Annotated in this window: 17 protein-coding genes; 5 read left to right on the top strand and 12 right to left on the bottom strand. The window is 48.6% G+C overall.

All coding sequences use genetic code 11. The features are described 5' to 3' along the window. Nucleotides 1–216: 216 nt before the first annotated feature. The 3 genes from J3A84_RS13865 to J3A84_RS13855 all read left to right on the top strand — a co-directional run bounded on the left by J3A84_RS13865 (nucleotide 217) and on the right by J3A84_RS13855 (nucleotide 4,205). On the top strand, nucleotides 217–1,707 hold the full coding sequence (locus tag J3A84_RS13865; RefSeq protein WP_207600644.1) for a DUF1538 domain-containing protein: 1,491 nt from the start codon (nucleotides 217–219) through the stop codon (nucleotides 1,705–1,707). Further along, nucleotides 1,700–2,359, top strand: coding sequence for a P-II family nitrogen regulator (locus tag J3A84_RS13860; RefSeq protein ID WP_207600643.1), 660 nt, complete (start codon nucleotides 1,700–1,702; stop codon nucleotides 2,357–2,359). Before J3A84_RS13865 ends, J3A84_RS13860 begins: the two co-directional genes overlap by 8 nt. A 133-nt stretch (nucleotides 2,360–2,492) precedes the next feature. After that, complete coding sequence (locus tag J3A84_RS13855; protein WP_207600642.1) at nucleotides 2,493–4,205, top strand: glycoside hydrolase family 13 protein; 1,713 nt, start codon at nucleotides 2,493–2,495, stop codon at nucleotides 4,203–4,205. A gap of 72 nt (nucleotides 4,206–4,277) precedes the next feature. Here J3A84_RS13855 and J3A84_RS13850 read toward each other — a convergent pair whose 3' ends face one another. Both J3A84_RS13850 and J3A84_RS13845 read right to left on the bottom strand, forming a co-directional pair. Continuing rightward, entirely contained in the window at nucleotides 4,278–5,651 is a 1,374-nt protein-coding gene (locus tag J3A84_RS13850; RefSeq protein ID WP_207600641.1) for a glycoside-pentoside-hexuronide (GPH):cation symporter, read from the bottom strand. Continuing rightward, nucleotides 5,638–7,980: an alpha-galactosidase gene (locus J3A84_RS13845; protein ID WP_207600640.1), complete on the bottom strand. Its 2,343-nt coding sequence runs from the start codon at nucleotides 7,978–7,980 to the stop codon at nucleotides 5,638–5,640. Before J3A84_RS13845 ends, J3A84_RS13850 begins: the two co-directional genes overlap by 14 nt. 239 nt (nucleotides 7,981–8,219) lie before the next feature. Here J3A84_RS13845 and J3A84_RS13840 point away from each other — a divergent pair, with 239 nt between their 5' ends. Further along, nucleotides 8,220–8,828 (top strand): histidine phosphatase family protein, encoded by a 609-nt coding sequence (locus J3A84_RS13840; RefSeq protein WP_207600639.1) that lies wholly within the window; start codon nucleotides 8,220–8,222, stop codon nucleotides 8,826–8,828. A gap of 90 nt (nucleotides 8,829–8,918) precedes the next feature. Here the strand turns inward: J3A84_RS13840 and J3A84_RS13835 are convergent, their stop codons facing one another. The 6 genes from J3A84_RS13835 to J3A84_RS13810 all read right to left on the bottom strand — a co-directional run bounded on the left by J3A84_RS13835 (nucleotide 8,919) and on the right by J3A84_RS13810 (nucleotide 15,158). Next, nucleotides 8,919–9,545, bottom strand: coding sequence for an MBL fold metallo-hydrolase (locus tag J3A84_RS13835; RefSeq protein WP_207600638.1), 627 nt, complete (start codon nucleotides 9,543–9,545; stop codon nucleotides 8,919–8,921). Between the two features lie 145 nt (nucleotides 9,546–9,690). Further along, on the bottom strand, nucleotides 9,691–10,275 hold the full coding sequence (locus J3A84_RS13830; RefSeq protein WP_207600637.1) for a M15 family metallopeptidase: 585 nt from the start codon (nucleotides 10,273–10,275) through the stop codon (nucleotides 9,691–9,693). A gap of 138 nt (nucleotides 10,276–10,413) precedes the next feature. Next, the gene (locus tag J3A84_RS13825; RefSeq protein ID WP_207600636.1) at nucleotides 10,414–11,535 is read right to left on the bottom strand and encodes a M50 family metallopeptidase; all 1,122 of its coding nucleotides are present in this window, start codon (nucleotides 11,533–11,535) and stop codon (nucleotides 10,414–10,416) included. Nucleotides 11,536–11,557: 22 nt separating this feature from the next. Beyond that, nucleotides 11,558–12,907, bottom strand: a complete 1,350-nt coding sequence (mgtE, locus tag J3A84_RS13820; protein ID WP_207600635.1) for a magnesium transporter — start codon at nucleotides 12,905–12,907, stop codon at nucleotides 11,558–11,560. 141 nt (nucleotides 12,908–13,048) lie between these two features. Continuing rightward, nucleotides 13,049–14,449 (bottom strand): sodium-dependent transporter, encoded by a 1,401-nt coding sequence (locus tag J3A84_RS13815; protein WP_207600634.1) that lies wholly within the window; start codon nucleotides 14,447–14,449, stop codon nucleotides 13,049–13,051. Between the two features lie 73 nt (nucleotides 14,450–14,522). Next, nucleotides 14,523–15,158, bottom strand: a complete 636-nt coding sequence (locus J3A84_RS13810; RefSeq protein WP_207600633.1) for an SIMPL domain-containing protein — start codon at nucleotides 15,156–15,158, stop codon at nucleotides 14,523–14,525. A gap of 248 nt (nucleotides 15,159–15,406) precedes the next feature. Between J3A84_RS13810 and J3A84_RS13805 the strand changes: the two genes are divergently transcribed. Continuing rightward, nucleotides 15,407–15,916, top strand: coding sequence for a ferritin (locus tag J3A84_RS13805; protein WP_207600632.1), 510 nt, complete (start codon nucleotides 15,407–15,409; stop codon nucleotides 15,914–15,916). 196 nt (nucleotides 15,917–16,112) lie between these two features. Here the strand turns inward: J3A84_RS13805 and J3A84_RS13800 are convergent, their stop codons facing one another. The 4 genes from J3A84_RS13800 to J3A84_RS13785 form a co-directional block, all read right to left on the bottom strand. Further along, the gene (locus tag J3A84_RS13800; protein ID WP_207600631.1) at nucleotides 16,113–16,430 is read right to left on the bottom strand and encodes a DUF3784 domain-containing protein; all 318 of its coding nucleotides are present in this window, start codon (nucleotides 16,428–16,430) and stop codon (nucleotides 16,113–16,115) included. 2 nt (nucleotides 16,431–16,432) lie between these two features. After that, nucleotides 16,433–17,326, bottom strand: coding sequence for a DMT family transporter (locus tag J3A84_RS13795; protein WP_207600630.1), 894 nt, complete (start codon nucleotides 17,324–17,326; stop codon nucleotides 16,433–16,435). A gap of 73 nt (nucleotides 17,327–17,399) precedes the next feature. Continuing rightward, nucleotides 17,400–18,410: a hypothetical protein gene (locus J3A84_RS13790; RefSeq protein WP_207600629.1), complete on the bottom strand. Its 1,011-nt coding sequence runs from the start codon at nucleotides 18,408–18,410 to the stop codon at nucleotides 17,400–17,402. A 23-nt stretch (nucleotides 18,411–18,433) separates the two neighbouring features. After that, complete coding sequence (locus J3A84_RS13785) at nucleotides 18,434–19,048, bottom strand: metallophosphoesterase (protein ID WP_207600628.1); 615 nt, start codon at nucleotides 19,046–19,048, stop codon at nucleotides 18,434–18,436. Nucleotides 19,049–19,130: the final 82 nt, after the last annotated feature.

Here is a 19,130-nt window from a genome sequence, read left to right as displayed (position 1 = left end):
TAACTTTACTAATAGTATTTAAAAAATTATTTCTTTAGATATTTTTAATATTAATATAGTATCATTTTAATGGAGTAGTTTTTCTTATACCATTCCTCATACATGCACATCCACTGAATATATGATTCGATTCAGATTCCTCTTACGTACTTTTCATTCCTAAACATATAAATTTACTGATCACACATTTGAAACCAATAAAGGAGGTCATATTATTTGCAGTTACTGCTGGATAAAGTCAAAGAAATTCTGATGGCTGTTCTGCCCATCACCATCATCGTCATCCTACTGCATTTCACTCTGGTCCCATTAGGCACTACAGGTTTTCTGAGGTTCATCGCAGGAAGCATCCTCATCATATTCGGTCTTTCCCTCTTCCTCTTTGGCGTGGAACTCAGTGTGTCGAAAATCGCCAATCTCCTCGGGAGACACCTGACCCGATCCAATTCGCTCTACATCTTACTGACTGCCGGGCTGATTCTCGGATTTTTCATCTCCATAGCAGAGCCGGACCTGCATATCCTGGCCAATCAGGTCAACAGCGTCACTGGAGGTATGATCAGCAAGAATAGCATTCTTGTGACGGTATCCATCGGCATCGCCTTCATGCTGGCCCTTGGTCTCTTCAGAATCGTGTATGCCATTCCGCTGAAGTTACTACTATGGATCATTTATGGCATCATCATGATCTTATCCCTCTTCACGTCACCGGAGTTTCTGGCTATTTCCTTTGATGCTTCCGGCGCCACCACCGGAGCCATGGCTGTGCCATTCATCCTTGCCCTTGCAGTGGGTGTGGCTTCTCAGAACAAGAAGACACTGAAATCGGAAGAAGACAGTTTCGGTCTGGTGGGTCTCGTATCCACGGGTGCCATTTTGGGCGTTCTCCTCCTCGGTATCTTCTCCGATCCTGGAGAACTTGTGACAGATAGCCTTCCAGAGGCTGCGACGTACAGCACTTTCTGGGGACCGTTTCTTTATCATCTGCCCATCATCGCTAAAGAAATCGCCTTAGCGCTTCTTCCCATCCTCCTGATCTTTCTCATTGGACAGAAGACCACCTTCAAAGTTTCCAGAAAGGTCCTCCGTGGGATTCTCATGGGCTCCCTCTATACATTCCTGGGCCTTGTGCTCTTTCTTACGGGTGTCAATGCCGGCTTCATGGATGCGGGAAGAATCGTCGGAGGTGGTCTGCAGGCCATCGGATCCAATGGACTTACGGTATTCATCGCATTTCTTCTTGGTCTTGTGGTCATTCTTGCCGAACCGGCTGTCTATGTCCTCACCAGCCAGATCGAGGACATCACCTCTGGACACATCAAGAGAAAGGTGGTCCTCACGGCGCTCTCCATCGGTGTGGCCATTGCTGTGGCCTTATCTGTGGTGAGAATCCTCATTCCAGGTCTTGAACTATGGCATTTTCTTCTTCCAGGATATATAATAGCCATAGTGCTGAGCATATTCGTACCTGGCCTGTTTGTGGGTATTGCCTTTGATTCCGGCGGCGTCGCATCAGGACCCATGACCGCAACGTTCATTCTTGCCTTTGCCCAGGGCATCGCAAGTGCCGAAGCAGGCGCCAATGTGCTCATTGATGGCTTCGGCATCATCGCCATGGTGGCCATGGCGCCACTGCTGGCACTGCAGATTCTAGGACTGGTCTATAAGATCAAATCCGTCAAAAGGGGGCTTGTTAGCAATGAGTAACAGCAATTTGGAAGCATTTATATATATCGTGAATCATAATGATGGCTCCAGAGTCATGAAACAGGCCAAGAAACATGGTGTTCGCGGAACCACCGCATTCCTGGGTCATGGTACCATCGAGAGTGCCCTCCTTGATTTTCTTGGGCTGAACGATGTGCGTAAAGAGCTAATTCTCATGGTCACGGATGAAGTGACAGGGCAGCATGCCATGAAGGGCATCCATAAAGACCTGAGACTTGATAAGCCAGGCAGAGGCATCGCTTTTGCCATACGCGTCACAAGACTCATCGGCTCCAGAGGATACATCAGAGACAGAAGTAGAGAAAACAGAGGTGAAAATGAAATGCATGAAGCAATATTCGTCATAGTGGATAAAGGAAAAGGTGAATTTGTCATCGATGCCGCAAAGAAAGCCGGTTCAAGAGGTGCAACCCTGATCAATGCAAGGGGCTCAGGCATCCATGAAACCAGTACTCTGTTCGCCATGGAGATTGAACCGGAGAAAGAGATCATTCTGATTCTTTCCGAAGCCAGTGAAACAGAGAAGATCATCGATGCGGTTTCCACGGAATGTGAAATCGAAAAGCCAGGCAGCGGAATTCTTTTCACCTGCGATGTCACAAGAACCCTTGGTCTCTACCAGGGAAAATAAAAGGAACCATTCGAGAGGGGAAGCCATGCTTTTCCTCTCTCTTTCTGTCTGCAGAAAAACCTCGTCATTCTAACATTTTTCATTCCATTATTGATATAATCTATATCAGAGAAATAGTTTTCAGGAGGTCTTTATGGATAATTTCAAACAGCGAATCGTGTATCAGATCTGGCCCCGCTCCTTCAAGGATTCCAATGATGACGGCATCGGCGATCTTCGTGGAATCATCTCGAAACTGGACTATATCCGGGATCTTGGCGCCGATACCATCTGGCTGTCCCCCATCTACGCCACCGGAAACAAGGACTACGGCTATGACATCGACGATTACTACAACATCAACCCCGAATACGGCACCATGGATGATTTCGACGAGCTCCTTGCAGAAATAAAGAAAAGAGATATGGAACTGGTCATGGATCTCGTGGCAAACCACACCTCCGACCAGCACATCTGGTTTCAGAAAGCACTGGAAGATCCGAACTCCCCCTATCGGGACTACTACATCTTCCGGAAAGGAAGAGCCGGAAAAAACGGAGCATCTCTTCCACCCAACAACTGGCTCAGTGCTTTCGGCGGCAGCGCCTGGCAGAAGGATGAGACTTCTGATGAATACTACCTGACCATGTTCACGCCGAATCAGTGCGACCTGAACTGGGAAAACGAAAAGGTTCGGGATGGCATCCACGACATCATGCGATTCTGGCTGGACAAGGGCGTCCTGGGTTTTCGCATGGATGTCATCAACACCATCGCCAAGAGAGAAGGACTCCCGCCAGCTGGAAAAGGAAAGAAGCTGGACTTCCCCTTCGAACATATCGTCTCCCTTCCAAAGTCCCATGACTACATCCGGGAGATGCACGAGAAAGTGCTCTCCCACTATCCCCATGCCTTCACCGTGGGTGAAGGCATGGTAACAAGCATCGATGATCTGATCCGCTATACGGACCCCGATGAAAAGAAGCTCAACATGATGTTCAGCTTCGATCTGCATCTCATCGGATGCGGCCCCTTGGGCAAGTTCGATTTCCGTAAAGGCTATCTCTGGAGCGTGAAGGAAATGAAAGAGATTCTCTTCAACTGGCAGCTGAAGGTCCAGGAAGGTGGCGGATGGATCGGAAACTTCATGTCCAACCACGACCAGCCCAGACAGGTTTCCCGTTTCGGTGATGATGGGCCTTTCAGAAGAAAGTCCGCCAAGGCACTGGCACTGCTCAACATGACCCTGCGCGGCACACCCTTTCTCTATCAGGGAGAGGAGATCGGCATGACCAACTGTCCTTTTGACATGGAGGACTGGCGGGATTTTGAAGCCATCAATGACTATCAGGTGCTTCAGGATATGATGCATCTTCCGAAATTCGCAGCGAAAAAAATCATACAGAAAATGACGAGAGACCATGCAAGGACACCGGTTCAGTGGAGCAGTGAAAAACATGCTGGATTTTCATCCGTAGAGCCCTGGATCAAAGTCAACCCCAACTACACCTTCATCAACGTGGAGGCAGAGCTGAAAAAAGAGAATTCTCTCATCGATTTCTACAAGGAGATCATTGCTCTGAGAAAAAGCTCTCCTGCTCTAGTGGACGGTTACATCACCGCAGTGAACAGGCCGCATCCTTACGTCATGGCCTACAAACGCATCTACAATGATGAAACTCTTCTTGTGGTCATCAATCTCAGCGGAAAAAACACCCAGATCAGCCTGGAGGAAGTCATGACTTCCCACTGGGCCTGTGAGATCGGCACCTATGAAAAGAGACCTTTTGAGGCGAATCTGCCCCTCTATCCTTATGAAGCCCTGATCTACAGAAAAACACAGTCTCTGGACAAGATAACCAAATAATCGTCAAAAGAAGAAGTACCCGGCAGTTCAAGGCGAACCGCCGGGTACTTCTTCTTTTTTTCTGTTACCCGTTTAGCCTTCCTCTCTTCTGATCAGGGATTCGATGATCTCCTCATACTTTTCTTCACTGATGATGTACTTCTTCCGGTAGATCACAAAGCTTACGACAATCAGCAGCAGTGGAAGGAGCATCATGGCGGACTTCATGATGAGGAGACCACGCTCGGAGAGCAGTTCTCCTTCACCCAGGGAATTGATACCGGAAATGACCAGGGTATACCCTACGATGCCGTTAGCCACGGCCGCGCCCATCTTGTTGATGAAGGGCTGGATGGCAAAGGTGACGCTTTCGTTTCTCCTGCCCAGTTTCAGATGGCCATACTCAATGGTATCTGCCAGAAAGACCAGCATGAGCAGCTGAATGAAGGCCTGCCCCACAAACAGCAGAATGCCCGCAGCCCCGATGAAAATCATATTGGCTGGAGAAAAGAAGAAGATGAGATATCCGATGACGATGAGAATGATTGCGGATTTATACAGGGTTTTCCTGGGATGCCTCTTGCTGAACCAGGGAAAGGCCAGGAGCGCCAGAATCTGGGAAACCCCCAGGATGATGGCGAAGATGCTGTACATGTTCTCATTGAGAAACACATACTTGAAATAGTAGACCCCGAAGCTTGTGGTCGTCACGTATCCGATCATGAAAAGCGCCATGGCCACTGCCGTCACCAGAAGCTGATCGTTCTGGGTCAGCGCCCGGATCATGCCTTTCAGAGTCGTCTTGGGCTGATCCTTGCCGCCGATGACCGGCGGTTCTTTCACAAAGAACACCGTGACCATCTGAAAGACCAGCATGATGATGACCAGAATGACGGTGTAAAAGAGAAACCCCTTCTTGAGGCTTCCCGCCTGCTCTCCAAGAAGATTCGTCACAGGAATCACCGATGCCACCACCACAAAGAGACCGATGTTCGCGAAGATTCGGGCCAGTGCACCAATCTCCTCCCGTTCCTTCTGGTCATAGCTTAAGCTCGGCATCATGGACCAGTAGGAGATATCATTCATGGTCCATGAAATGCCCCAGAGAAGATAGAACACGGTGAAATAAGCGATGTAGGAGGACCCTGTCAGGTCCATGTCCATGAAGAGCAAGACGGCCACCATGGCGCTGAGCACAACCCCTATGGTCATCCAGGGCTTGTACTTCCCATATCTGGACCGTGTGTTGTCCACGATGACCCCCATAATGGGATCGTTGAAGGCATCAAAGACCCTGGCGAGCATCATGATGGTGGTGATGGTGATGAGGACACTGTCCGTCACACCAACCACTTCCGTGATGAACACGATGAGATACATACTGACCATGGAGTAGACCATATCCCTTCCGATGGTCCCCATGCCGAAAGCGAACTTGTTTCTTTTAAAGGACTTACCTGTCTCCATTCTCCACTTCCTCCTTACTGATTACCGTCATGAGCTGAGAGCCGAAGTCTCCCAGCATTCTGGTTTCTTTGGAATAGCCTGTCCCCATGAACTGCTGACTGATGCGGATCCCGGACTGAAGCAGATCGCCGTAGGCCTCATAGCGCTCCACATTATGGGGCAGCCTGTAGATCTTCCTCGCATTTCTCAGAATCAGCCCTCCTGGTTTCAGCTTCACCGGCGTGATGTGCTTCAGGAGCTCTCCGTAGGCTTCAATGTCCATGGAGGCCTTCACGGTCTCCACCTGATACAGCCTTTCCTTCAGAAGACCTTTAAGCCGGAGAACATCAAAGGAAGGACTGGGCTTCTGGAGAATCTGGAAGTTCCCCAGCACTGCCTTCTCCTGATCTTCACTGACCACCATGAAGTTCACGCGGTTGTCCTTCTCCTCATCGTATCGGTAGAACCTTCCGAACTGCATGAGCTTCCGATGGGATTTGTACCAGCTGATCTGCTGGGAGATTTCCTCTTTTTCCTTCAGATTGAGATGCTGAAGGTCCAGCTCATATCCCAGCAGACCAAAGGTAGCTGCATGAAAACGGGTTTCCAGGGGCGTTCTTCTCAAGGTCTGCTGATGGGGACTCTGGGATACATGGGCCCCCATGGTGGAGGGTGGATAGAAATAACTGAGTCCTCCCTGAATCTTCAGCCGCTCTATGGGATCCGTATTATCCGAAGCCCAGGTCTGGGGCATATAACACAGCATGCCCAGATCGAACCTGTTTCCTCCACTGGAGCAGGACTCAAACAGAACATCGGGAAAATCCTCCGTGATCTTCCTGAGCACCCTGTACAGCCCCAGGATATAGCTGTGAAAAGCCATGCCCTGGTGGGGAACCGCTTCTGAATAAAGATCGCTGATATGCCGGTTCATGTCCCACTTCACATAGGCGATGGGTGCGCTAGCAAGAACCGTCTCCACCTGACTGATGATATAATTCTGCACCTCTTCTCTGGCCAGGTCAAGGACCAGCTGATTTCTCCCTTTGGAGGGTTTCCTTCCCGGTACGCGGATGGCATATTCAGGATGCTTTCGAAAGAGTGCGCTGTCCTCATTGACCATTTCCGGCTCGAACCAGAGACCGAAATAGAGCCCCATGGCATTGATTTTGTCGGCAAGTCCACGGATACCGCCTGGCAGCTTCTTCCGATTCACCTCATAATCTCCAAGGCCTGCGGTATCGTCATTTCGCTCACCGAACCAGCCATCATCCAGAACAAAAAGCTCCACTCCCAGCTTCTTCGCTTCTCTGGCCATGGATAGAATCTTCCGCTCATTGAAATCAAAGAACGTGGCTTCCCAGTTGTTCAGAAGCACCGGTCTCTCTTTTCCGGACCATCTTTCAGGAATCACATGGTGATTCACGAAATCATGAAAATGATGACTGAGATCGTTCACTCCTTTTCCGGATGTGGTCAGCACCGCTTCCGGTGCCTCAAAAACCGCTCCCGGCGCAAGAGGCCAGAGGAAGTTGTGCGGACTGATCCCTGTCATCACCCGGACAATGCCGTGACTGGACACCTCCACAGCCGTATGATGATTGCCGCTGTAGAGCAGATTCACGCCATAGCATCTTCCATGATCTTCTGTGGTGCCAGGCCTGGCCAGAATCACCCCGGGGTTGTGCCGATTGCTGCTGGACCCTGTACTGGATTCATTCACCAGGGTTCCATAGGCATGGTTTCTCCTGTGGGCATGGGCTTCTCGGATCCATCCTCCGTCCAGCGTAATCACATCATAACTTTCGGAAAGAAGATCCAGAGATGCGCTCATGATCTTTCTCACCTTGAGGATCTGATCCGTCCCATTCTTCAGAAGGACCCTTCTGGTGATGACATCCGCATCATAAAACACCGTGTAGATGAGCTTCAGCGTCACCGGGAAAAGCTTATCTCTCAGGGTGACGATGAGGGTCATCGCATCCTCTCCGTAGGCTGTGGGCAGCGTTTCCATGGGCAGTGCTTCTTCGATGATTTCATGCCCCGCATAGACGAAGTCCGTCACAAAGGAACCGTCGGGCATCTCCATCTCCAGCGGCATGATTCTGTAATCGCCTTTTCCGTTGGGCGCATATTCCAGGGGAAGAAGGTCCAGAGACATGGCCCCATCCCTATACAGCACAGAGCTTCCCGCTCCGGCATTCTGCTTCATATGGATCGCGCGAAAATCCTGCTCCCTGAGGCGATCTCCATAATGAAGATTCTCCAGATGCCCCGATGGAAGAACGCGGAAAATATAACTGGTTTCACGGGTTGTGAGCATGAAAACCTTGTTTTTTTCTGTAATCACCCAATCACTTCCTGTTTTCTATCATATTTCTTCTTACTGCTTTCATTCTACCATGAAATCCATTACAGATATATATCGAAAATGTCGTCTTTCCTCTTGTGCAGTAAGTACGCTCCTGTTTCAGATCCCTGAATATACATGTAGTTTTCTGTAACAGTTGAATATATAATAGATGTGAAAGAGAACCACTTATACATTCCACATAGTCTTTACTATTTCTGTTTTCTGGGAGGATTCAAATGAAAAGCATCATCACAGTTCAGCACACACAGTCTATGCATCATCTAAACGGCATGGTCGGTTCCTGGACCGACTGGCCCCTGTCAGACAAAGGAAAGGAACAGGCGGAGACCATGGGTGAAAGACTGAAGAAAGAGACAGAGGGAAAAGAGTTCCTCCTCTATTCATCTGACCTTCTTCGTGCAAAGGAGACCGCAGAGATCATAGGAAAGCATCTTGGGATCAAACCGATCTTCAAGGAGGTTTTAAGGGAACGGAATCTGGGCAAAGCCGTCGGCAAATCTGTAGCATGGCTGAGGGAAAACCAGCAGTGTCAGGAAAAAACCGTGGACGACAGACTGTTTTCCGATGCGGAATCCAGACGTGATGTCTGGAACCGGCTGAAGGACTTCTACGAAAGCATTCTTGCGGATGAAAACGAGTATATCCTCATCGTCTCCCACGGAGACACGCTGAGCATATTCAACGCCCTCTTTCTGCATCTTTCAGCGGAACAGCTGAGCGACGTGGACCTTTTCGGCATGGCCGGTGGTGTATCCTTCTTCCAGGTGAATCCGGATGGAAAGCATATCCTGAGAAAACTGTCAGATCTCTCCTACATCCGCTGATATTCGATGTTCATGTCCAAAACCTGAAAAAGGGCCCATTTCCTCTTGAAATGAGCCCTTCATGCTTCCATATTTTCCTATAATCATTTACTATTCGTAGGTCAGTACTGCTGTCTGAGCTGGCGTCTCCGGTGTGATTTCGATGCTGCTTTCCTCATATCTCTTCACATCATCACAGAGAGCCAGGAATTCATCCAGATGCTGCAGCTCGTCAAAACCGTATCGCTCTGTTCTGTAGTGCATCGGAATGACCACCCTCGGGGTGATCCTGTCTATGAGCTTCTTTGCCTCTTCCGGTCCTATGGTGTAGCACCCACCCACAGGAATCATTACTGCATCCAGATTCTTCAGGTTTTCAATCTTGTCCTCACCCAGTTCTTCTCCCACATCTCCGAAGTGTGCAAATCGAAGCCCCTCTCTTTCAAAGAGAAGAATATCGGAAAGCCCTCTTCTTCTGCCCTGGGATGTATCATGGGCACAGGGAATTCTTGTAAGTCTGAAAGGTGTCGTCCTGTCATTGTCTCTTATGGTTACAGCCTCTACGTAATTGTGATCTCCGTGGTCATGGGTTGTATAGACTTCATCGGCGAAGAGACTCAGCGGAGTGAGCCCTGGAACGGTATTGTCCTTATAGGGATCGATGATCATGGTGAACTGATCATAGGTCACTGAAAAGCATGCGTGTCCATGCCAGGTTATGATGAGATGATTATCCATTTTAGTTCCCTCCTTACAGGTGGTTATGATCAGATCTTTCTTCTGACGATAACCTTTACAATATTATACCTGTAAGATTTTAACAATCTGCTAACAAAGAGAAACGGTTCTATTTACATTGCCATATTTTAACAAACTTTTTCCGCTACGGTTCCTGCTTCTCATACCCTTCCGGATAGAGGATGCGATCATACCAGTTCATCTGGAAATGGGGTCTATCCTGCCTGCCCTGGTCCCAGTAATATCCGGCTTCCAGCCCGATACGCGCTCCGATTTCCGCTGCTTTTCTGAAGAACTCCGGGTCACTGTACTCTTCTCCCCTGACGTTCTTCGCAATGTCGAAGGCTCTGCGCTTCGTATGCTCCGATTCCGTTGTCCAGGTGACGATGCTGCCCTCAGCGGTTCGTCCCAGAGAATAGAGGTATTCCTGTCTTTCCTGGGTGCGGTAGGTTTCCGTCACAAGTACTGGAAGACCTTCGTCTTCAGCGATTTCAAGAAACAGGAGAAGTGCTTCTCTGGTTTTTTCATTGAGCTGGTCTATGGAATCGATTCTGGCCATGGGATCGGAAACAGGCGGATAAGTTTCCCCGGAATCTTCATGCATGATGAAGCTTCTGACCCAGATGCTGAGGATAAATAGAACAAGAATCCCGAGTATACCCAGAAACTTCAGTCTGGCCGCTCTTTTCTTTTTTTCTCTTCTCCTGATGATTCTGTTTTTCACTTCCATAAATCATTGCTCCTCTACCTGCATTGGTTCCAGTATGCCCCATAGAGCTTAACAGGATCTAAGTTTCCCCTTCATCTTTTCTGAAGATGTTTAGGAATCTCTTAATTCGCGCGAAAGAGAAAAGCAGCGGAATCTTCATCAAGATCCGCTGCTTTTCTCACGGTCTATTCTTTTCAGTAGCTTTTCCAGCTGTTCCGCTTCAAAAAGCGCCTGTCCTCTGAAGGGAAATTTCTCCATGACGGAAAGCCCTCTTTGCGCCAGCTCTTCTGCTTTTTCCGGATTCTGTTCCACATAGAAGGCGTAATAGGATTTGATTCTCAGTCCATTGATGTCCTGATCCTTCAGAAGAATCCTTCCTGCTTTCTCATGGTAATGCTGTGCACGCGCTGTATCTCCTGTGAGCAGTGCATGGAAGATCAGCTCGTAGTAATAGGCCGGCAGAGAATAAGGTGGCATCTTATGGAGATTCTCCTCCACCACTTTCAGATGTTCTCCCGCTTTTTCCAGATTTCCTTTATCCATTTCCATGAAGTACAGATAGAAAACTGCCGTCAGGTCATGAAAATCCTCCAGAGGAAGCGTCACAGGCTGAAGGTCCAGATCCCTCGGTCTCACCCCCATGGCCAGCTTCTTTGACAGCATGGCGCTTTCGTAGAACCGCTCGGCCAGCGGATTTTTTCGGAGGATGCTGAAGAACATCATGCCGTCCGTGGGCTGATTCATGCTGAAAAAGGGCCATGCATTGATGAGGGCCAGTAAAATGGAGACCACACCTGTAAGAAACAGCGGTATCGCCGTATGGACAGGCTGGCTGAAGCCGAAGGAGAATAGAATGAATCCGACCCCTATAAGGATATTGAAGAGGATTCCTCCCGTGGAGTAGATGGCGAAATGCCTAAGGTCCGAGTTCTCTCCAGGAAGCATGGCGCAGAGGCCACCGTAACCCACATTCTTTATGAAGGTGACTTTCAGTTTCCCGTTTTCCTTCTGTATGGAAAGAGGTCCTGCACGAAACAGAAGAAACCTGTACCCGAGAAGCTTACCGAAGACCAGGTGTCCCAGTTCATGGATGTTGATCACCAGGAAAACGCCGAGATAGAAGAAGAGGAGCATCAGCGGAAAATGCCAGAAGGAAAGGGTATCCATGAAGGACAGGTCCACTTCCAGAAAAGCGAGAAGGATTCCCAGCGTGATGCCAGACGCAAGGATCATACCGATGTATTTCCAGCCCACTGTCTTTTTCTCTCTCTTCTCTTCCAAATCCTCACCTCCTTTGTTCAGATTATAAGTTCAGAATCCATCCTGCAAGGACGAAGTACAGCATCAGGGACATGGCATCCACGATGGTCGTGATCAGTGGCGCTGCCATGATGGCCGGGTCCAGCTTGAATACTTTCGCCGCCATGGGGAGCAGTCCTCCCACCACCTTGGCCAGAATCACTGTGGCAAAGATCGCCAGGGACACCACCAGAACGACCTTTTCCTGACCGGGATAGGAAATGTAGAGTCTGATGTAGTTGATCACCGCAAGGAAGAGCCCTGCGATGAGGCTGACTCTGAACTCCTTCCACAGCACTTTCAGTCCATCGGACACTTCGATTTCATTCAGAACCATACCACGGATGACCAGGGTGCTGGCCTGGGAACCGGCGTTACCACCGGTATTGGTCAGCATGGGGATGAAGGTCACAAGAAGTGGTATGGCTGTAAAAGACTCCTCGTATCTGGAGAGAATGCCACCGGTGATGACACCGGAGATCATCAGCACCGTCAGCCAGACAATACGATTTCTTGCCAGCTCCCATGCCGGGGTTTTCAGGTAAGCTTTACCTGAAGGAATCGTAGCAGCCATAAGCTCAAAGTCCTCTGTGGTTTCATCTTCCATGACGTCAATGATGTCATCATAGGTAATGATCCCGACCAGGCGGTCTTCCGAATCCACCACGGGCAGAGACAGATAATCGTATCGGTTGAAAAGATAGGCTACATCTTCCTTGTCATCCGAGATATGCACTTTTGTCACATCATCTTCCATGAGATCCGAGACGATTTCATCGTCTCGGTTGAGAAGCAGCGTTCTCAGCGTGATGACTCCATCCAGTACTCTGTTGCTGTCTATGACATAGGCGTTATAGAGCGTCTCACTGTCAGCCCCATGCTTTCGGATGTAGTTGATGGCTTCCTTCACGCTCATGTTCGCTCGGAGGTTTGTGAACTCCGCCGTCATGATGCTTCCTGCCGAATCCTTCGGATACTTCAGGAAGGCGTTGATGGTCCCCCTTGTGGCTTCATCCGTGTTCTTCAGCACTCTCTTCACAACACCGGCCGGCAGCTCCTCCATCATATCCACCATATCATCCATGAACATCTCATCCAGAATATGACCCAGTTCCTGGTCCGTGATCTCATGGATGATTCTCTGCTGGGCCTCTGTTTCAAGGTTGGCGAAAACTTCTGCAGCCAGATCCTTTGGCAGAAAACGGAATACAATGATGGCTTTTTCCTTGGGAAGCATCTCGATGAATTCGGATATATCCACTTCATTAAGTTCCACGATTTCTTCTCTTAGTGTCTTGAACCTATTTTCTTCCAGCAGCTGATTCAGAAGATCAATTTTCTCCTCAAAATTCATGATGTCTCCCTCCTTCTTCTCTTTCGTTCTATAGTTCTAATCCTTGTCTATTATACCTTATAGAGGGATGCACTTGAAAGACAGGGGACGAAAAAAGTTCCGGAGCCTTTGTCCGGAACTTTTACTGATATGCAGTGCTTTCTACAGTGACAGAATGCCTAGTGCATTCAGAAATACGATGATGAGCAGCACGGGTGTGATGTATTTCAGAACAAAGAGAAGTGCATCCACGAACTTCCCGTTTCCGATCTCTCCTCCGTTGGTCAGCTCTTCCCTGATACTCTCCTTTTTCGTGAAATAGGCCACGAACAGTGTGATGAGAAGACCGCCCAGCGGCAGCAGAAGGTTGGAGGAAAGATAATCAAAAAGATCGAACAGGTTCTTTCCTGCCACCTCCACGGTGCCGAATACCGCATCCGGATGGGTGGTCAGAACCCCCACCAGAAACATCAGAGATGTGGTGAGGATCACAGCCAGTCTTCTTTTCATCTTCAGCTCTTCCGTGAGGATCGCTATGGGCACTTCCACCATGGAAAGCATGGCGGTGGTGGAGGCGATGGCCGTGAGCACGAAAAATGCGGTAAGCAGAACATTGCCAAAGGGCAGCATGGAGAATACCAGCGGAATCGTCTGAAACAGCAGCCCCGGTCCGCCCTCGGGCGCCAGATTGAATGTGAACACCACCGGGAAGATGGCGAGACCCGCCAGCATGGAGACCGCCACATCGGAGAAGGCCACCTTGAAGGAGGTGCCCATGAGATTGTTGTCCTTATTGAAATAGCTTCCGTAGGTGACCATGGTGCCCATACCCAGAGAGAGCTTGAAGAACGCAAGTCCCATGGCAGCTAAAATGGAGCTGCCCGTAAGCGCTGAAAAATCCGCCTTCATAAGAAAGGCCAGGCCTTGCCCTGCACCAGGCAGAGTCAGCGCTCTTACGGCAGAAATGATGATGAGGAGAAGCAGCACCGGCATCAGGGTCTTCGTCACTCTTTCTATGCCTTTCTTCACACCACCGATGAGAATCACGGCCACCACAAGCACCGCAACAGCCTGCCAGATCATGGGTGAAACGCCGGTCAGGGTATCTGTGAAGATCCCTTCCGATGCGGCCCGTGCCTCCTCCAGTCCCAGATTCTTCAGGAATCGGAAATCCCCTTTCAGGGCTCGAAACACATAGGCATAGACCCATCCGGCCACGGTGCTGTAGAAGAACATGATCAGAAGGGCGGAGAGCAGTCCCATATATCCGATGATTTTCCAGAATCTGTGCGCTTTCAGCTTGTCAAAGACCCCCACCGCATTGGATCTGGTTTTTCTGCCCAGATAGAATTCTGACAGCATGATGGGAATCCCCAGGAGCAATACAAAAAGGAGGTACACCAGTATGAAGGCGCCTCCTCCGTTCATTCCCGTCATGTAGGGAAATTTCCAGATATTGCCAAGCCCCACCGCAGAGCCCAGTGTTGCAAAGAACACGGTCAGGGAAGTGGAGAATGTTTCTCTTTTCAAGGGTAGTCCTGTTTCTTCATTTCTTCTCTTCATCTTCTGTTTACCTCATGTGCTAAAGTTTTGATTTTTATTATACTTTGCCCACACAAGAATTACAAATGTTTTTCTAGAGAATTTCGTAAATCACTTCCACCCTTTGTTCCATCTCCACCTCACGAGGGGTCACATCCATCTCCATGGACTTCATGGCCATGGGCATCTCCACTCTGGATGGATTCAGTATGCGGTCTTCATCAAGAGCAGTGATGACCTTCACATGTCCTACGCTCACTTCCATGGCCTCTGATAGAACCTTCGCTTTCTTTCGTGCATCCAGCACCGCCTCTTTCAGGGCCTCTTCCAGTGCGGCTTCTTCGTCCGAGATCCCGAAAGTGATTTCAAACTCCGGAGTGGTTCCTCTCTCCGTGATCTCGCTCAAAAGAACAGACAGTTTTTCAAGGTTCATGGGCATCTCCAGAAACAGCTTTGAAGTGAACTCATATCCTTTAAATACGTTCTTATAGAATTTCCCGTCGTGCTCCTGTTCATAGCGGGTGCCGATGCGAAGATTTGTGGTCTTCATGTCCTCTCTGCTCATTCCGGAAGCCACAACAGCTTCTAAAAGCTTCCTGTTGTCCTCGTTGTATACGTAAAGGGCTTTCTCATACTTCTCATTTTCAGCTTTCAGATGAAAACTCAGTCTGATGACATCCGGTTTTCTCCTTACGATTCCTTTTCCTTCCACTCTGATTATCTTCTCCATTTTTTCCTCCTTATTGGCTCCTGTTTCTGAAGCATCTGTAGACCAGACACCTCATGCAAAGCACTAGCGTCTCATTACTTCTATCTTAACCAACCTGTATGAGAGAAACAAAAACTAATTCATGAACAGTTCGTGAATTTAGATATACCAATGGATGAACCATCTTCCCCCTTGAAATTCGCCCCGGAAAGGACTACTCTTAAATAGTAGCTATACACAAAATCAGTATGTTTGAAAGGATGATTATAATGCTCAGCAAAAAACTCATTGATGCCATCAATGACCAGATCAACTATGAACTGCTCTCTTCCTATCTGTACCTCTCCATGGTGGCCTACTGTGAAGACAACGACTTCCAGGGTGCTGCCAATTTCTATAGAATTCAGGCGAGAGAAGAAGTGGATCATGCCATGAAATTCTATGACTATCTTGTGGAAATGAATGCCAGAGTGCTTCTGAAGGGAATTCCAGATCCTGAGACGGAATTCGACGGATACAAGGATACCTTTGAAAAATCACTGGCCCATGAGAAAACCGTGACGAAAAGGATCTATGATCTCATGGACCTGGCCATAGAGGAAAAAGAACATGCCACCATAAGTTTTCTCAAATGGTATGTGGATGAACAGGTGGAAGAGGAAAGCAATTTCACAGCCATTCTAGGAAAGCTCAAAAGAGCTGAACTGGACCCGGCTGCGCTGTACATGCTGGATGATGAACTCCTGAAAAGAGTGTACGTACCCATCGCAGCAGAGTAGACCTTTCTTATACACCGGACTTTAACAGCACAATTTAAAGCAGAAAAAATCTCTCCATTCATTACTTTTAGTGAGTGGAGAGATTTTGCTTTATACTTCTCTTTTCTTCTTCATTTCTGGTTCTGATCGTCCACTCTTCTTCCATCGAAAGCTTCCGCCATGGAAGATATCTGGATGAAGGTCTTCCATCTATCTGCTATGTCTTCTTCACCCTGTTTCCCGTATTGAGGTAGATCAGCCCTGCGATGATGACCAGGGACTCCACGGAAAATCCCACCCAGGCGATTTCATTCTCGTAGCCTGTGAGAAGGATCGCAGCGAAGAACATGAGAAGAAACACGCCACCGAGCAGGAAGAGAAAGCTTCCCATGAGCCGTGTGAGTTTATCCAGATCATATTTTTCCTTTTCTTTCCTTGAAGCGATGTTATACCCAGAAATGAGCCAGGTCTGCTTCTTGTATCGGATCAGCCAGCCCATGAGAAAGAGCAGTCCTGCAGGAATCAGATAGATCATGATCAGTTCCTCCTTTTCATCTTTTCTTCCTTTTTTCCCAGCAGATCGAATAGAATCGATGCACCCAGAATCAGCAGTGCGCCCATGGCCATGTTGAAATAGAAGACTTCTCCCAGCAGTATCACGGAGAAGACAATGGCGGACAAGGGATCCATATAGCTGAGCAGCGCCACATACTGAGAATCCAGCCGATCCACCGTGGAAAAATAGAGGTAATAGGCAAGTCCCGTATGAACAATGCCCAGAATCAGTGCATAGGGCAGCGCTTCCAGCGGAATATAGAATGCGGCAAACTCTCCTGTGAAAAGCATGTATACACTCAGAACCAGAAGAGACAGAAAAAGCTCCATGAAGGTCCTGTCCATCCCGCTGATGCTCTTCATTCTGCGGTTGAAGATGATGACCAGCGCATAGAAAAAGGCGGCGGCCAGGCCGAAGAGAATGCCTCTGCTCTCCATATCGTTCATCACCGAGACATCCTTCATCTGAAGCACCACAAGGCCCAGGAAGGCCAGAAGAATCGTAAGAATTCTGATGCCTGTGAGCCGCACCCGGAAGACCACCGCTGACAGAAGAATGAACAGGATCGGCGCCATATAATAGGCCAGGGTGGCGCTGGTGATGGTGGTGTTCTTGTAGGCCTCAAAAAGAAGGATCCAGTTGATCCCCAGAAACGCGCCCCCGAAAAGCAGGTTGTACCGGTTCCGGATAACAGCTTCTCTGTCGATCTTCTTCTTCAGAAAGATATAGATGAAGATCATCACAAAGGTGCCCACAAAGCTTCGGATGAAAGCGATATGCAGGGAAGGCATGGGAATCTTTCTCACGAAAAGACCGATGCTTCCGAAAATCAGCATGGCCAGAATGAATATGAACTTGTTTCCGCTTTTTCTCATGGCCCGCTTCCTTTCTCTGAATCTGCTTTACACCTTTCTTCATTATAGATGGAATCCTGCTTCTTTCTGCACGCTACTTTCTTCTGGATTCCATGACCTTCTCTTCCATCTCGTAGATCTTCTTCACTTCCAGCTGGGTGAGATTGGACAGGGTCTCTTTTCTGAAATGAAGCCCCAGTTCGTCCCGGGTCATCTTCTTGTCTGAGGTCAGTCCTCTCCAGGAGATCTTCTTTTTTCCCATGTAGAGATCATAATCCACAATTCTTGTGCCGTCATCCACATATTCCATCCCCAGAAGGATCTTCTTGATGTAGCTGGGTTCATAAAAGGTGAAGAAGCGCACGCTGTACACATCTACCGCCAGAAGCATCTTTGGATAATCCTTGGACCAGGTGCTGCCCAGTACGATGCCCATCTCAAGCTCCGTCAGCACATTCATGAGCCGGTCGAAGTGAAGCTGGAAAGCGCCGTACATGTCATAGATCCGGATGTCCATCTCATACCATACTCTGCTTTTCAGCCCGCTGTTCAGGTATCTCAGCGCGTTGCTTCTGAGCTCCTTGTAGATGGTGAAGTAGTTGTCAGTGACCATCAGGCATTTCTCCAAATAAATATCGCTGAGCGTCACCTGACGATTCAGGGATTTATCTGTCAGCGCAATGATGACCCCCTGCTCCAGATTGCTGTTGATGAATTCCATGAGGCTGCCTTCCACCCCTTCGTAATCCTCCTGGAGCTCATCAAAGACCTTCTCCATATCCCCCACGGCTCTCATGATGATGGTGCGGGAGACGATCTTGGTTCTATTGATGCTGCAGGCGAATCCGCTGTTGATGAGTCCTGCCAGAATCACCGATGGCTCATCTGAGATGACCAGCGCATTTTTCTCGTCGCTGGCCCGAACCACCCGTTCATCACTGGATGCCAGCAATACGATGGTTTCGCCCTCTGTTGCGAAACTGAACGCATCCATGAGGGAAAAAAGCCCCTGAGTAGAAGTAACACCGAAATAGGTTCGGAGGCGCTCTTCCTCCTGGGTATCAATGAGAAGAATTCCTGGGCCTGTTCTTAATAATTCAACCATATCAAGTCTCCTTACAAAATTTACTATAATCCGCTCTTGACTCTCCTGTACCGGTAGCTGTCGGTACCCCAGGGGTATCGCAGTTCATGGACCTTCCCGCTTTCCCCTTCGATGACATTGATGCTGGACACGCCATTTAGGAACCATCGGGTTCTCACCTTATGGTTCTTCTTCTCGGGATTGTGTCCATAGAGATTGTACTCTCTTGGGTCCGTGATCACATCTTCATAGTAATGGGACAAGTGAAAATCATACCCTTCTATCTTCACCACGCCTCCCATCTCAATGAGTGTGCTTCGGGAAACCATATCCTTCACCTTTGCGTACTTGTCATGATTGCCCATGGCAAGGTAGATTTCCTCTGCAGAAGAGAACTCCATGATCCGGATGATCTTTCTGGCATCACTTAAAAATTCCTTCATGAGATTCTCATTGAATTCCAGCTTGATGTGATCCGCCAGATCCCCCGTATGGATGATCACTTTCGGTTTCATGATTCTGATCAGTCTTCTTATGGCCGGATAGATGGCCAGAGGTGTATCCGAGATGTGCAGAATGAGATCTTTTTTTCCACGGAGCTCTTCGGGAATATAGATTCTGCCCAGTGCACTGTATACGCCTTGTTTCAGTTTTTTCATATTTTTCTCCTTGAGGATTCCTTCTCCCATCATATCATACGGGAAACCCTTGAAACAGATGGAAATTCAGATGGATAAGGAC

Origin of the sequence: Proteiniclasticum aestuarii, assembly GCF_017368455.1 — a bacterium.
GTDB classification, from domain to species: Bacteria; Bacillota; Clostridia; order Clostridiales; family Clostridiaceae; genus Proteiniclasticum; species Proteiniclasticum aestuarii.
Note: the sequence above shows the minus strand (reverse complement) of the source record. Positions and strands in the feature narration are given on the sequence as shown.